We start from the raw sequence: 13521 nt of genomic DNA on the forward strand, positions 1-13521 counted from the left end.
ATCAGTCCTGCTTCGGCGCATGAAAACGGGCAGCCTCGACGGGCTGCCCGTTACTTATCGCGCCCTGGCACCGACCATTCACCAGTAGCGCCGGCGCGGTGGTTCGCTGGTCGCGGACGCCAGGAGAAAGCCGACTGCAAGACCGGCGAGTGCGGATGTCACGACGATCGCCGACAGCGCGGCCGGGTGGCTGCGGGCGGTGTCGGCCACGGCAGTGCCTTCGGATCTTACATAGTCGGCTGCGTTCGAGACTGCCGGTCGGGCTGCTCGAAAAGCGTGTCGCGCCCGGCGGTTTAAGCCCTTGTAAGTATCGGTGCCCTGGTCCGCCAGCTGCTTGTGCAGTCGTGCGAGGTCATCTCGAAGGGCGGCGATCTGGGATTGCGCATCGGTAGCCATTGCTTTCTCCTTGCTGCTCTCGAACTCGAACGGCTGCCGGGCTGTTCGGGTTCCACAGAGTTTCGGAATTTTCGCAGTTGCCACCCGTCCCTGGTTTCCCGGAAGTCCAGAATGCAGATGGGTTGTCTCTGGCACAAAGTGATGGGCATCGGCGAACTTCGCACGATGCCCGGAGCAACTCGGTAGCGTGGCTTTCAGCGCGAGCAACTCGGTCGATGCCGGCGGTCCGGCTGCCAAGCGGCTCCGCGAGGAGAATTTCAGTCGGAAGTCTCGTTAGCGATGCGGCCTTGCTTTTTGAGCACTATCGCATCGTCCGTTGAGGGCATCTCCGTGTCGTCGGTGGTAGTGATGCTGGCGGTCGTGATTTCGGTGTCGACTGACGCCGTGACCTTCTTGTGTGCCGGGCAGTCCGCAAGGGCCGCGGAGGCGGAGAAGCACAGGACGGCTGCGATGGTAAGCGCTGCTTTCATGATGGGACTCCTTCGCTCTTCAAGACCGGCGAAGTCTAGTCTCGGTCGGCGCCCTGTCCAAATCACGCTTTTGTATGCTGCCCGTGACACTGGAGCGGTTGCGACAGCATAGCGCCATCCCAGCTGACGGAGAAACTCGCTTGTTCTCTCCGGAAAACGGTAGTGCGACGGGTCGAGCGGCGTAAAGCGCGCCGATCGACGGTTCGACACCTATCGGCAGACGAGGTGGTAAGCTGCTGCTCCGACATGCAGGCGCCAGCGGCATGCCCGGTATTGCTCTTTGTCTGCCGCTCGCAGTAGCCGCAGTCGCTTCTGACGTTGACCACGGATGTACTGGCACTGATGGATTAGCGATGATGAGGAAGGTCGGGGCGGTTTCGCCCCGACTTTTTTGTTTCTGACGTTTGAGAGGGGAGCCGGCCGCGTGCGAGCGCAACGGGCCGCGACAAGCCACCTTACTCCGATCGCGGCTTTGCTTCTGCGTTTGGTTGCGCCAGGCGCAGTGCACGTAGTTTCTGTGTCTTCTTGTCGCGCGCAGCGGTCTCCGCCGCGACGATGTTCTTGGCAGTCGTGTCGATCGGGGAAGCCGTTCCATGCGCCGGCAGCTTGTCCGGCTTGAAAAACCCTTTTTGGTGACAGTCATCTGTCCCTCCCATTGAGGAAAGCAGCGGGCTGCCCTCTGTCGTCATCGGGCCCGGGCTACTACCTTCCTTTTCGGAGCAGGCAACAGGCCTTCGCGCTGGGCTTTCTTGCGGGCGAGCTTGCGAAACCGCCGGATTGCGTCTGCTTTTTCGCGTGCGCGCTTTTCAGACGGCTTCTCATAGGCGGTGTGCGCCTTCATTTCCCGAAACAGGCCTTCGCGCTGCATTTTCTTCTTCAGCGCGCGGAGCGCCTGTTCAACGTTGTTTTCCCTGACGAGTACCTGCAAAACGTCTCCTTGTGCAGCCGCTGCTGCTATCTCTTGACCTTCATTGGACTTGAATTGATCCACGAGAACGTCGACACGGAGCTCTCGGCCCTTGTGGGCATGACGTAGCTTCAGGATCGATTTCAGCCTCGGTGATGCGTCGCTCATATTTCACGTCTTCAAACTTGACGCGATGCTAAGCAATTCCCTGCGCTTCAGGCAAAACCACAGCGATACGGCATTTGCGGTCGTATTCCGTTGTTCGAAAAGCGTCGCTCTTGATGACGACATTATCACCAACGGTGTAGCAGGGCCTCGGCATGCGATCCTCCTCCCTGCAAAAACAAAGGCCGGGAAAGCTCCCGACCTTCGACCAAAGCTCCGGCGTGCCAGTACCTCCGTGGTCACGCTGAGCAATGAAACATTAGGCTGCCTGCAGGTTGTCTGCCGAGCTTTTGCCGGAGCGCTTGTCCTGCACGATATCGTAACGGATCTTCTGCCCCTCGTTGAGGCCACGCATGCCAGCGCGCTCCACGGCAGAGATGTGGACGAAAACGTCCGTGCTTCCGTTATCGGGCTGTATGAACCCGAATCCCTTGGTGCTGTTGAACCACTTTACTGTGCCTGTGTTCATAACGATATCCTTCAATCGTTGTTGATGCGGTCGAAACGACCGTTGTGATAATCGACGATGAGAGGAGATCTGAGAGCGCCCATGGGGCTGCGGACAAGAGTCGCTAGCAAAGTTCGATGCCGCCAAGTATGGCGCATTGCGGGTGGATAGCAAGTGCTAATGTATAAACGGGCCAATTCCGGCACCGAAGCCGAGGGATGAAAGACGACTGTCGCGTCGACTTTCATGTCGCAATCCAGGGGCACATATGCCGATCTGCAACAGCGTGAAGTCACTCTCTGTGAGCGGGTGCCGTTCGACGAGATTGTTGCTTAGGGAAGAAATTTGGTGGAGCTAAGCGGGATCGAACCGCTGACCTCTTGCATGCCATGCAAGCGCTCTCCCAGCTGAGCTATAGCCCCATAACGGGTCCGGCAAGGCCGGTTTCCGGGATACCGAAGCGAGTTTCCTCGGCAGGTGCGGCTTCATACTTCTGGTTCTCGAAGATGGCAAGCCGAAAATTCCAATCCGGCCGGTTTTTTTGAACCGGCCGGAATATCATGCACTTAGACGTCGTCCTCGTCGCCGGTCACGCCGATGATGCCGGTCATGTCCTCGTCGTCGTCGTCTTCGTCCTGCTCGAGGAAGGTGTCGTCGTCATCGTCGCCGATTTCGACGTCGTCGTCGCCCAGATCCGGAAGATCATCGCCGCCCGCTGCTTCGTCGTCGGCATCCTCCAGCGAAACCAGTTCGACTTCCGTGTTCTCGGTATCGACTTCGTTGACTTCTTCCTCCTCGTCCTTCTCCATGACGGAAGCGGCCGAAGTCTCTTCGAAGAACGAGAGAGGGTAGGACTTGCCGGTGTAGGGCGATACGATCGGGTCCCGGTTCAGGTCATAGAACTTGCGTCCTGTCTCCGGGTCTATGCGCTTGGTTCCGAGTTCCGGTTTTGCCACAGTCAAAGCCTCTTGAATGGCCGAATTATTTCCGGCGCAGCCGGATTACCGGCGGGTGAACGGTAGAAAGAATTAGCCGGTCCCCATAATCGTCTTGGCCTCGCGTGTCAAAGCCAAACTTTGGGCGGAGTTTTCGCGGGGCATGCCGCGCGGCAAGTCCGGCAAACCCGTCCGGTTTTTCGCAGCTGGATGATGACGCTCCATACTCTTTATGCTAGGCAGCCCCGACTTCAGCGGGGTCGCGATCCGAAAACGACGACAATCGGCCGTCCGCCGCCCTTGGAAAATAGACCAGAGGAAACTGCCCCATGTCGCATGGCGCCCAGTCACGGCCCGCAACCGCCCGCAAATCCGTTGGCCTTTCGGGCACCGTTCGCATCCCTGGCGACAAGTCGATCTCTCATCGCTCCTTCATGTTCGGTGGCCTCGCGAGCGGCGAAAGCCGTATCACCGGCCTGCTCGAAGGCGAGGATGTGATCAATACCGGCAAGGCCATGCAGGCCATGGGAGCGAAAATCCGCAAGGAAGGCGACACGTGGATCATCAACGGCGTCGGCAACGGCGCGCTGCTGGCGCCGGAAGCACCGCTCGATTTCGGCAATGCCGGTACCGGTTGCCGGCTGACGATGGGTCTTGTCGGCGTCTATGATTTCAGTTCAACTTTCATCGGCGATGCTTCGCTGACCAAGCGCCCGATGGGCCGCGTGCTGAACCCGCTGCGCGAAATGGGTGTGCAGGTGAAGGCCGAAGACGGTGATCGCCTGCCGGTCACGCTCCACGGCCCCGCGACACCGACGCCGATCACCTATCGCGTGCCCATGGCTTCCGCCCAGGTAAAATCCGCCGTCTTGCTCGCCGGTCTCAATACGCCCGGCATCACCACCGTGATCGAACCGGTGATGACGCGCGACCATACCGAGAAGATGCTGCAGGGCTTCGGCGCCAATCTGACGGTCGAGACGGATGCCGACGGCGTCCGCACGATCCGCCTCGAAGGCCGGGGCAAGCTGACTGGCCAGACGATCGATGTGCCGGGCGATCCTTCGTCCACGGCATTTCCGCTGGTGGCGGCCCTGCTTGTGCCGGACTCGGACGTTACCATCTTCAACGTGCTGATGAACCCGACCCGCACCGGCCTCATCCTGACGCTCCAGGAAATGGGAGCCGACATCGAGGTCCTCAATGCCCGGCTTGCCGGCGGCGAGGACGTGGCGGACCTGCGCGTCCGCTCCTCTCGCCTCAAGGGCGTGACCGTGCCGGAAGATCGCGCGCCGTCCATGATTGACGAGTATCCGGTTCTCGCCGTTGCCGCGTCCTTCGCCGAGGGCACGACAGTCATGAACGGGCTCGAAGAGCTGCGTGTGAAGGAATCGGACCGCCTGTCCGCCGTGGCCGAAGGCCTGAAACTCAACGGCGTCGACTGCGACGAGGGCAAGGCCTCGCTGGTCGTGCGTGGCCGCCCGGATGGCAAGGGGCTCGGCAATGCGTCCGGCGCTGCCGTCGCCACGCACCTCGATCACCGCATCGCCATGAGCTTCCTCGTCATGGGGCTGGTTTCGGAGCATCCGGTGACGGTGGACGATGCGACGATGATCGCTACGAGCTTTCCGGAATTCATGGACCTGATGACGGGTCTTGGTGCGAGGATAGAGCAGGCGGAGAACAAGGCGGTCTGATGACGTTCACGATTGCAATCGATGGCCCCGCGGCCGCCGGAAAAGGTACGCTGTCGCGGAAGGTCGCCGAGGCCTACGGGTTTCACCACCTCGATACGGGCCTCACCTACCGGGCGACCGCCAAGGCGCTGATCGACCGTGGCCTGCCGCTAGACAACGAGGCTGTGGCCGCCGATGTCGCCCGCACGCTCGATCTCGGCGGGCTCGACCGCAACGTTCTCTCGGCCCACGAGATCGGTGAGGCCGCCTCCAAGATTGCCGTGATGCCGTCCGTCCGTCGCGCACTCGTGGAGGCCCAGCGGGCGTTCGCGATACGTGAACCCGGTACTGTCCTTGATGGTCGGGACATCGGCACCGTGGTGTGCCCGGAGGCGCCCGTGAAGCTCTACGTGACGGCCTCGGCCGAGGTAAGGGCCAAGCGGCGGCGGGACGAGATCAACAGCGCCGGCGGATCGGCCGATTTCGATACGATCCTCGCCGATATCGTGCGGCGCGACGAGCGTGATTCCGGTCGCTCCGACAGCCCGCTCCGGCGGGCTGATGACGCGCACTTGCTAGATACGTCCGAAATGAGTATAGAGGCGGCGTTTTCGGCGGCGAAGGCAATCATCGACGCCGCACTTAAGCACTAGGTTCGAAGGCAGTCCCCGCGCCGGATTTGCTCCATTCCATGGAGCGGACGCGCTTCGTTCGTGATCAACGCTAACCACCGGCGCTCGTGCCTTTATCGGCACATCAGGAGTTTCCATGTCTCAAGCTAATCCCACGCGCGAAGATTTCGCAGCCCTGCTGCAGGAATCCTTTGCCACGCACGACCTGGCCGAAGGCTACGTCACCAAGGGCATCATCACCGGCATCGAGAAGGACGTCGCCATCGTTGACGTCGGCCTCAAGGTCGAAGGCCGCATCGCCCTCAAGGAATTCGGCGCCAAGTCCAAGGACGGCACGCTGAAGGTCGGCGATGAAGTTGAAGTCTATGTCGAGCGCATTGAAAACGCTCTCGGCGAAGCTGTTCTGTCGCGCGAAAAGGCTCGCCGCGAAGAAAGCTGGGCTCGTCTCGAAGTCAAGTTCGAAGCTGGCGAGCGCGTCGAAGGCGTCATCTTCAACCAGGTCAAGGGTGGCTTCACCGTCGATCTCGACGGCGCCGTTGCCTTCCTGCCGCGTTCGCAGGTCGACATCCGTCCGATCCGCGACGTCACGCCGCTTATGCACAACCCGCAGCCCTTCGAAATCCTCAAGATGGACAAGCGCCGCGGCAACATCGTTGTATCGCGCCGCACGGTTCTCGAAGAGTCCCGCGCCGAGCAGCGTTCTGAAATCGTTCAGAACCTCGAAGAAGGCCAGGTTGTTGACGGCGTCGTCAAGAACATCACCGATTACGGTGCGTTCGTTGACCTCGGCGGCATCGACGGCCTGCTGCACGTCACTGACATGGCATGGCGTCGCGTCAACCATCCGTCGGAGATCCTGTCCATCGGCCAGCAGGTCAAGGTCCAGATCATCCGCATCAACCAGGAAACCCACCGTATCTCGCTCGGCATGAAGCAGCTCGAGTCGGATCCGTGGGATGGCATCGGCACGAAGTACCCGGTCGGCAAGAAGATCTCCGGTACCGTCACGAACATCACCGACTACGGTGCGTTCGTCGAGCTGGAGCCGGGCATCGAAGGCCTGATCCACATCTCCGAAATGTCCTGGACCAAGAAGAACGTACACCCCGGCAAGATCCTGTCCACGAGCCAGGAAGTCGACGTGGTCGTTCTCGAAGTCGATCCGACCAAGCGTCGTATCTCGCTCGGCCTCAAGCAGACGCTCGAGAACCCGTGGCAGGCATTCGCCCACAGCCATCCGGCCGGCACCGAAGTCGAAGGCGAAGTCAAGAACAAGACCGAATTCGGCCTGTTCATTGGCCTCGACGGCGACGTCGACGGCATGGTTCACCTCTCCGACCTCGACTGGAACCGTCCGGGCGAACAGGTCATCGAGGAGTTCAACAAGGGTGACGTGGTCAAGGCCGTCGTTCTCGACGTTGACGTCGACAAGGAGCGCATCTCGCTCGGCATCAAGCAGCTCGGCCGCGATGCGGTTGGCGACGCTGCTGCTTCCGGCGACCTGCGCAAGAATGCAGTCGTCTCCTGCGAAGTCATCGCGATCAACGATGGCGGCATCGAAGTGAAGCTGGTCAACCATGAAGACCTGATCGCGTTCATCCGTCGTGCCGACCTGTCGCGCGACCGTGACGAACAGCGTCCGGAGCGTTTCTCGATTGGTCAGGTTGTCGACGCTCGCGTCACCAACTTCTCCAAGAAGGACCGCAAGATCCAGCTGTCGATCAAGGCTCTGGAAATTGCCGAAGAGAAGGAAGCAGTCGCTCAGTTCGGTTCGTCCGACTCCGGCGCTTCGCTCGGCGACATCCTTGGTGCGGCTCTGAAGAACCGCGGCAACAACGAGTAATCGCTGTCGCACGAATTGAGAAAGCCCGCGGAAAGCGATTTCCGCGGGCTTTCTTTTTGGAAGGCCTTGTTGATCTCAGGTCCAGTAGTCGCCGAGCCTTTGGTAGAACACATGTCCCGGATCCGGCGGTCCGACCAGGTCGGTGATCTTCTGGCGGCGGCGCTGGGTGTCCGGATCTTCCTCTTCCAGTCGGCCCGCCGGCTCCTCGTCCCCGTCCGAATGCGAATGTTCGCCCTTCGGATCCTCGTCTCCTGCCGGCTCGTCGGTCTCGTCCTCCTCGGGATGGCCGCGAAGTTCCGTCCGTTCTTCCATGTCCTCGGGCGCTGCGAGGTAGGGAATCGTAGCAAAACCCATGCCGTCGCGCGCAGGCACCTGGACCGGGTGATCCTTCGTCGCCTCGGGAAGCGTGTCCGCCGCTTGGCGATGGACGACGCGGGGCTCTGGCGGGGTCTGCTGCGTTTCGCCTGCCGCCTCCTGCGGAAAGACGGCGGAGGAGGGGAGGTCGTTTCGCGCCGCACCTGCGTGCGCCTTTTCGCCGGTCGCCGCAGCCTGGGTGCCGCGCTCGGATGTTTCCGCTTCCGGTGCCTCGCCGGAGACCAGCTGGAGGAGGGCGCGTTGTTTCGCACCCTCTTTGTCCAGGGGAGCCGTTTCGGGAGGCAGGGGCAATTCGAGCAGCGACTTGAGCATGCTTCTTTCGTCGTCGCTTAGATTGGCGATTATCCCGCTGATCAGGCGTCGGACTGACTTCAGTTCTTCCGCCGGAAGCTCTGGGGCCAAGGCCGCTTCGTCGACCTGAACATTGCTGCGAACGGCGCGGATACCCTCTTCTTCCTCCGCCGCTTCAACTGGGGGATCCAACTGGGCTGCGACGGTCGCCGATTTCGGAGGTGCCAGGGCTGCCGGCTTCGGCTCGGCTGCGGAGGAAGTCGCGTCCTGCATTTGCTCTGCGCGTGTGCTTGAACCCTCCTCGGGTGTTTCCTGAGGGCCGGTTGGCGTGGTCATTGCTCCGGCAGAAGCCGGATCTTGGATCCTTGAGGCGGATCTCGGAGCAGAAGGGATGGAGGCGGTTGTCTTAAGGTCGGGATCACGCTCGTCGCCGGCGGGTTCTTCGCTGCCGTCGATCTCGAACATCTGGCTGAGAGCGATCTGCAAGGCACGCACATCCAACTGCTGGAGACGACCCGAACCGGTTGCGGCAGGTTTTTCTGCGCTGTTCGCGATTGCCGCGAGCTGCCCTTCCAGGCTCGGCAATCGTTGCACGGAAGGAGCCGTGTCCTCCTGACCTGCAAGCAGTCCGGATTGCGTGGCTCCGGCAAGCAGCAGTGTCGCAAGCTTGCGCGCCTCCAATCCGTTCGGATTGCGGATGATTTCGGCGATGAGCCGGGTCGGAAGCATCGAGATCGCCTGGCTCAGGAGCCGCTCGACCACTTGCCTGGTTTCCGGGGGAAGCTTCGCCAGCAGCTCCGCGAGTTGGCGCTCGGATCCGTTCACACCCGCGCCCGAAGCCTGGGCCGTGCCGAACACCGTGAGTATTTCGGCAAGCAGTTTCTGGATCTCCGTATCGGCGTCGGGGTTTTGCTGCATGTGGTGCAACATCGTCTCGATCAGGCGCAGCATCACCGCCGAGCGCAACCTTTCGAGGTTGTCGCCGCGCGCCCCGCTGGCGTCGGCATTCGAGATCGCCGTCGCCGGGGCGGCGGACGTCAGGACGGCCTGGCCATTCGGGGTCGCCACGTACGGCAACATCGGTATGCTCCTCGGTTCTGCGCGGCCGTTCTCTGCGGCCGTGACGGCTTACTATGATCCATTTTCATTCGGATGGCGCATCATGCGCGACGGGGGGAGTTGGCCAAGATCCGCGAAGTACTCGATGATCGAACGCGGGGTCACGGTAGAACCGGACAGGCGGCATGCTGCTGTCGTGTCGGAACGGGTAATCTCCACGGGATCCGACCAAGTCTTGATGGATAAGAAATCGCACTGTTTGGTTAATGAAGTGCTAACTGTGTAACTGTTTGTTTCGCATCTGCAGCAACGACAGTCGAAATCGTTCGCCGTCTGGCTATTGCTCCTTGCCTGTGCCGCGCGTAAACCTTGCCCACAGGCGGGGACGCGCCCACGGCCCTCACGGGCACCGGTTCGCGTCGGGTGGAGCATTGCAAGAATGAGCCTTACGAATCTGATCCTCAACACCGACAGCTACAAGTTCAGTCACTACCTTCAGTATCCGCCGGGGACGCAGGCGATCAGTTCCTACGTCGAGGCTCGCGGCCACTCCGAGCAGCCGGAGGTCGTGTTCTTCGGTCTACAGATGTTCCTGAAGGAGTATCTCTCCAAGCCGGTGACGATGCAGGACGTCGACGAAGCAGAACCCATCGTCAGGGCTCACGGCCTGCCATTCAATCGTGAGGGCTGGACGCGCATCGTCAGGCAGTTCGGCGGACGGTTGCCTCTCCTCATAGAAGCGCTTCCCGAAGGAACCCTCGTCAAGCGCGGCGTTCCGGTCGCACAGGTTGTCAACACCGACCCTCAATCCTTCTGGCTCACATCCTATCTCGAGACGGCGCTGTTGAGGGCGATCTGGTATCCAAGCACCGTCGCCTCGAATTCGCGCAGGGTGAAGCAGATCATCCAGCCGGTTCTCGAGCGGACCTGCGACGACCCGGCCGCCGTGCTGCCGTTCCGCCTCCACGACTTCGGCGCCCGCGGTACGGGTGCGCTCGAACAGGCAGGCATCGGCGGCGCGGCTCATCTGGTGAACTTCATGGGCACCGACACGATGACAGGCGTGCTTTATGCCCGTCGATACTATCATGCGGAAATGGCCGGTTTTTCCATTCCGGCTTCGGAGCATGCGACCATGACCGCCTGGGGGCGGGAACGGGAGGCGGAGGCCTACGGCAACATGATTGACCAGTTCGGGGGCAGAGGCCTCTACGCGGTCGTATCCGACAGCTATGACATTCATAACGCTGTCTCCGAAATCTGGGGGAAACAGCTGCAGGAGAGAGTGAAGGCCGCGGGCGGTACCTTGGTCATCCGCCCCGATAGCGGCGACCCCGTGGAGACGCCGGTCCAGGTGGTTCGCCAGCTGGCCTATCACTTTGGCACGCACCTGAACGCGAAGGGCTTCAAGGTGCTGGACGACAGCGTGCGGATCATACAGGGAGACGGCATTTCCACTGCGGACATCGCTCAGATCCTCGGCCGGCTGGAGGCCTTCGGATTTTCGGCGGAGAACATCGCCTTCGGCATGGGGGCGGCCCTGTTGCAGAAGGTCAACCGCGATACCTACTCCTTCGCCATGAAGGCGAACGCGCGGCAGGACGACCGGGGTGTTTGGCACGACGTCTACAAGCGTCCGGCCACAATGAACGTCAAATCCTCGAAGGCCGGACGGCAGGCGGTTGTATCGGGCTTTGGTGGGCTCGAGGCTGCGCGCATCGACCAGCTCGGCAATCGAAAGAACCATATGGCCCCGGTCTGGAAGGACGGAGTTCTTCTCAAGGACTGGACATTCACAGAGGTGCGCGAGAGAGCCGCCTGACCTCTTGCAGCAACGCGTCTGTCGCTCCATCTTGGGTACCGTGACTGGAGACGAGACATGACGGTTCGCCCGCCCCAAGCACTTGCCCCATCCTTCAGCAAGGATAGCGGGCTCAACGCTCTCGAATACGAGCTTATGGCCGAACGGGCGGATTCGCTCGGCCGGCATGGGCTCAAGGTTGAGAAGGCTCTGGCGTTGCTTGCTGAGCGCGTCTCCGTTGGCTGTTCGCCCGAGGAACGCGAGGACCTGTTGAACGATGCGGCCGACAAGGTCTGGGCCTTCTTCATCCAGCGCGAAATGTGCGGCCTTCGAAGCCAGAAGGATGCGATACGACGTTACGGCATTCCACCGGATGTCATGGCGAGATTGGGCATCGTCCGGCGGAAGTAGCCGGCAACGGGCGACCTCCCGTCACCAGGCCATCATTTGGCGTGTGAAGAGGTCGTAGATGCCGTTGTCGTCGACGCGAAGAACGAAGATGTCCTTCTCTGCCTCCTCGCGCTTTTCTTTTTCTTGCGCGCTCGTCTCATCCAGATCGCGAAGGGCTTCCTCGGTCGTTGTTGCAGGGGCGTCGTCGCCCGCAGCAACAGTCTCTCCAGTCTCCGTGGCGATCTTTTCTATCTGCTTGGCTGCCGTAACGCTGGCCGCAAGGAGCTGAATGGTCGCAAGAGGATCATCTGGCGAACCCTGGGCATCGCCCGCGACTTCATTGGTGGCTGCGGCCTTGTTGGCGAGCTTTACCGCCTCCTGCAGTTCACGCACGTCGTCGAGTTTCTCGCCAGCCTCCAGAACCGTGATCTTTGCCTCCCGCTCGGCGTGGGTCTCCGTGTCCTCAATGCGCGTCGGGTCTCGGCGAGTACGTTCGAGCTTAAGCTCCTCCAGGCTTTTCGGGTCCGCCGCGTCTTCGAGGCGGTCGATCACCTTCTGCATTTCGGGCGTGAGCGCCTTTTCTGCGCGCGCTTTCTCCGCAAGCGCGTCCTTCAGTTCTAAGGCTTCCTGGCCGTTGGGGTTGCGGATCGCGGCGATCAGGTCCTCGGCGCCGATCCCGAGTTCGGAAAGGCCGGTCTGGTTCTCCAGCATGTCCTTGTCTGCCGGCAGTTCGTCGCGCAGGCGCGTGAGCATCGACGCGAGCCGCTGTCCGAAGTCGGCGTCCGCCTCATCCTCGCGCTGGACGATGCCGCTTGCAAAGGCGAGCCGTGCCACGAGGTTGGCGGCCGTATCGTCCGTCGTAACTCCGCCCATCGCGGTCTTGACGGATTCGACCGTCGTACCAAGCAAATCGAGCGTGATGGCCGCGTCTTCGGTCCCGTCGCTCGGTGCCACGCTCTGGACGAGTTCCAGCATGTCGCTGAGGCGCTGCGCGAAGGCGTAGCTCGTCTCGTCGGCGCGCTGCGAAACGCCGAGGGCGTCGCTAAAGCGCGAGATCAGCTTGGCGAGCTTGTCCTCGTTTCGGGCATTGCTGCCGAAGAAATGCTCGTTGATGCGGGCGTTGGCCTGCTGCGTCGTCTCGTCGGAACGCAGTTGTGCCAGCTGAATGTCGTCGGTCTTGCGTCCGCTCTGCTTTTCGGCCTCTTCACGGCGGCGTTCTTCCAGATCGCCTACGATGGATTGCATCGTATTCGATATGACCGCGGACAGACCGCTCTGCACCGGTGTCAGCATCGGTAACCTCCTGAGATCGTGTTCAGGATAGGAACAACCGATTAACCGGGCATTAAGCGTCTCACGCGCGATGTTGGGGGATTACGCCTCTCAACAGCGACCCGCAAAAGGCTCAGCTGTGAGCGAAGATATCCGTCTCTTCCCAGCCGAGCAGATCGAGCTTGGCGCGTGTCGGAAGGAAGGCGAAGCAGGCTTCGGCGTGCTCCCTGCGACCATCGCGCACCAGCCGCGCCATGAGCTTGTCGCGCAGGGCATGGAGGTGGAGGACGTCGGAGGCCGCATATTCGAGCTGGGCCGGCGTGAGAACCTCGGCCGCCCAGTCGGACGACTGCTGCTGCTTGGAGATGTCGACCTCGAGCATCTCCTTGAGATTGTCCTTCAAACCGTGCCGGTCGGTATAGGTACGCACGAGGCGCGAGGCGATCTTGGTGCAGAATACCGGGGTCGTCGTCACGCCGAAGGTATGGAACAGCACCGCGATATCGAAGCGGCCATAGTGGAAGATCTTCTGGCGAGATGGATCGGCGAGCATGGCGACGAGGTTCGGCGCCTGCTTCTGGCCGGCCGCGATGCGAATGACATCCGCCGTGCCGTCGCCGGGCGAAAGCTGCACGACGCAGAGCCGGTCGCGACGTGGGATCAGACCGAGCGTCTCGGTATCGACCGCGATCGCATCGGTATAGCGGGCCGCGTCCGCGGCTGAAATGTCGCCATCGTGGAAGCGTATCGAACTCGCCATGCAAACCCCGCATCGATCATCGTGAATGTGACAGCGCTATACCGCATGTTGGCGCTGGGGGGTACTGTTCCGCGAAAGATAGTTTGGCGAGGCCGCCCCGT

General features: G+C 61.5%; 14 protein-coding genes and 1 tRNA gene. 5 read left to right on the forward strand and 10 right to left on the reverse strand.

The genetic code is table 11. The annotated features are described in order from the left end of the window. Nucleotides 1–78 precede the first annotated feature (78 nt). From F3Y30_RS04265 to F3Y30_RS04290, 7 genes are all read right to left on the reverse strand, one after another. Nucleotides 79–396 carry a hypothetical protein gene (locus tag F3Y30_RS04265; RefSeq protein ID WP_203425295.1) on the reverse strand — a complete coding sequence of 106 codons (318 nt, stop codon included), beginning with the start codon at nt 394–396 and terminating at the stop codon, nt 79–81. 257 nt (nt 397–653) lie between these two features. Further along, the gene (locus tag F3Y30_RS04270; protein WP_203425296.1) at nt 654–866 is read right to left on the reverse strand and encodes a hypothetical protein; all 213 of its coding nucleotides are present in this window, start codon (nt 864–866) and stop codon (nt 654–656) included. 455 nt (nt 867–1321) lie between these two features. Next, a complete protein-coding gene (locus tag F3Y30_RS26155) occupies nt 1322–1522 on the reverse strand; it encodes a hypothetical protein (RefSeq protein ID WP_246752945.1) in 201 nt (66 codons plus the stop codon). 29 nt (nt 1523–1551) lie between these two features. Continuing rightward, the gene (gene rpsU / locus F3Y30_RS04275; RefSeq protein WP_203426482.1) at nt 1552–1794 is read right to left on the reverse strand and encodes a 30S ribosomal protein S21; all 243 of its coding nucleotides are present in this window, start codon (nt 1792–1794) and stop codon (nt 1552–1554) included. Between the two features lie 403 nt (nt 1795–2197). Beyond that, nucleotides 2198–2407: a cold-shock protein gene (locus tag F3Y30_RS04280; RefSeq protein WP_203425297.1), complete on the reverse strand. Its 210-nt coding sequence runs from the start codon at nt 2405–2407 to the stop codon at nt 2198–2200. A gap of 325 nt (nt 2408–2732) precedes the next feature. After that, nucleotides 2733–2808 (reverse strand) — tRNA-Ala (locus F3Y30_RS04285). A gap of 144 nt (nt 2809–2952) precedes the next feature. After that, complete coding sequence (locus F3Y30_RS04290; protein WP_203425298.1) at nt 2953–3342, reverse strand: TIGR02300 family protein; 390 nt, start codon at nt 3340–3342, stop codon at nt 2953–2955. A 308-nt stretch (nt 3343–3650) separates the two neighbouring features. On the opposite strand from F3Y30_RS04290, the gene aroA reads away from it, so the two are divergent. The 3 genes from aroA to rpsA all read left to right on the forward strand — a co-directional run bounded on the left by aroA (nt 3651) and on the right by rpsA (nt 7472). Next, the gene (gene aroA, locus F3Y30_RS04295) at nt 3651–5018 is read left to right on the forward strand and encodes a 3-phosphoshikimate 1-carboxyvinyltransferase (protein ID WP_203425299.1); all 1368 of its coding nucleotides are present in this window, start codon (nt 3651–3653) and stop codon (nt 5016–5018) included. Continuing rightward, nucleotides 5018–5650, forward strand: a complete 633-nt coding sequence (cmk, locus tag F3Y30_RS04300; protein WP_203425300.1) for a (d)CMP kinase — start codon at nt 5018–5020, stop codon at nt 5648–5650. Before aroA ends, cmk begins: the two co-directional genes overlap by 1 nt. Before the next feature lie 115 nt (nt 5651–5765). Next, entirely contained in the window at nt 5766–7472 is a 1707-nt protein-coding gene (gene rpsA / locus F3Y30_RS04305) for a 30S ribosomal protein S1 (protein ID WP_203425301.1), read from the forward strand. Nucleotides 7473–7547: 75 nt separating this feature from the next. Here rpsA and F3Y30_RS04310 read toward each other — a convergent pair whose 3' ends face one another. Beyond that, the gene (locus tag F3Y30_RS04310; RefSeq protein WP_203425302.1) at nt 7548–9218 is read right to left on the reverse strand and encodes a hypothetical protein; all 1671 of its coding nucleotides are present in this window, start codon (nt 9216–9218) and stop codon (nt 7548–7550) included. Between the two features lie 418 nt (nt 9219–9636). Here F3Y30_RS04310 and F3Y30_RS04315 point away from each other — a divergent pair, with 418 nt between their 5' ends. Further along, the gene (locus tag F3Y30_RS04315) at nt 9637–11019 is read left to right on the forward strand and encodes a nicotinate phosphoribosyltransferase (protein WP_203425303.1); all 1383 of its coding nucleotides are present in this window, start codon (nt 9637–9639) and stop codon (nt 11017–11019) included. A gap of 57 nt (nt 11020–11076) precedes the next feature. Then, the gene (locus F3Y30_RS04320; RefSeq protein WP_203425304.1) at nt 11077–11409 is read left to right on the forward strand and encodes a DUF6665 family protein; all 333 of its coding nucleotides are present in this window, start codon (nt 11077–11079) and stop codon (nt 11407–11409) included. Between the two features lie 21 nt (nt 11410–11430). On the opposite strand, the gene F3Y30_RS04325 is transcribed toward F3Y30_RS04320, so the two are convergent. Both F3Y30_RS04325 and F3Y30_RS04330 read right to left on the reverse strand, forming a co-directional pair. After that, complete coding sequence (locus F3Y30_RS04325) at nt 11431–12681, reverse strand: hypothetical protein (protein ID WP_203425305.1); 1251 nt, start codon at nt 12679–12681, stop codon at nt 11431–11433. Nucleotides 12682–12793: 112 nt separating this feature from the next. Continuing rightward, nucleotides 12794–13420 (reverse strand): ribonuclease D, encoded by a 627-nt coding sequence (locus F3Y30_RS04330; RefSeq protein WP_203425306.1) that lies wholly within the window; start codon nt 13418–13420, stop codon nt 12794–12796. Nucleotides 13421–13521: the final 101 nt, after the last annotated feature.

Source organism: Sinorhizobium sp. BG8, assembly GCF_016864555.1.
GTDB lineage: Bacteria > Pseudomonadota > Alphaproteobacteria > Rhizobiales > Rhizobiaceae > BG8.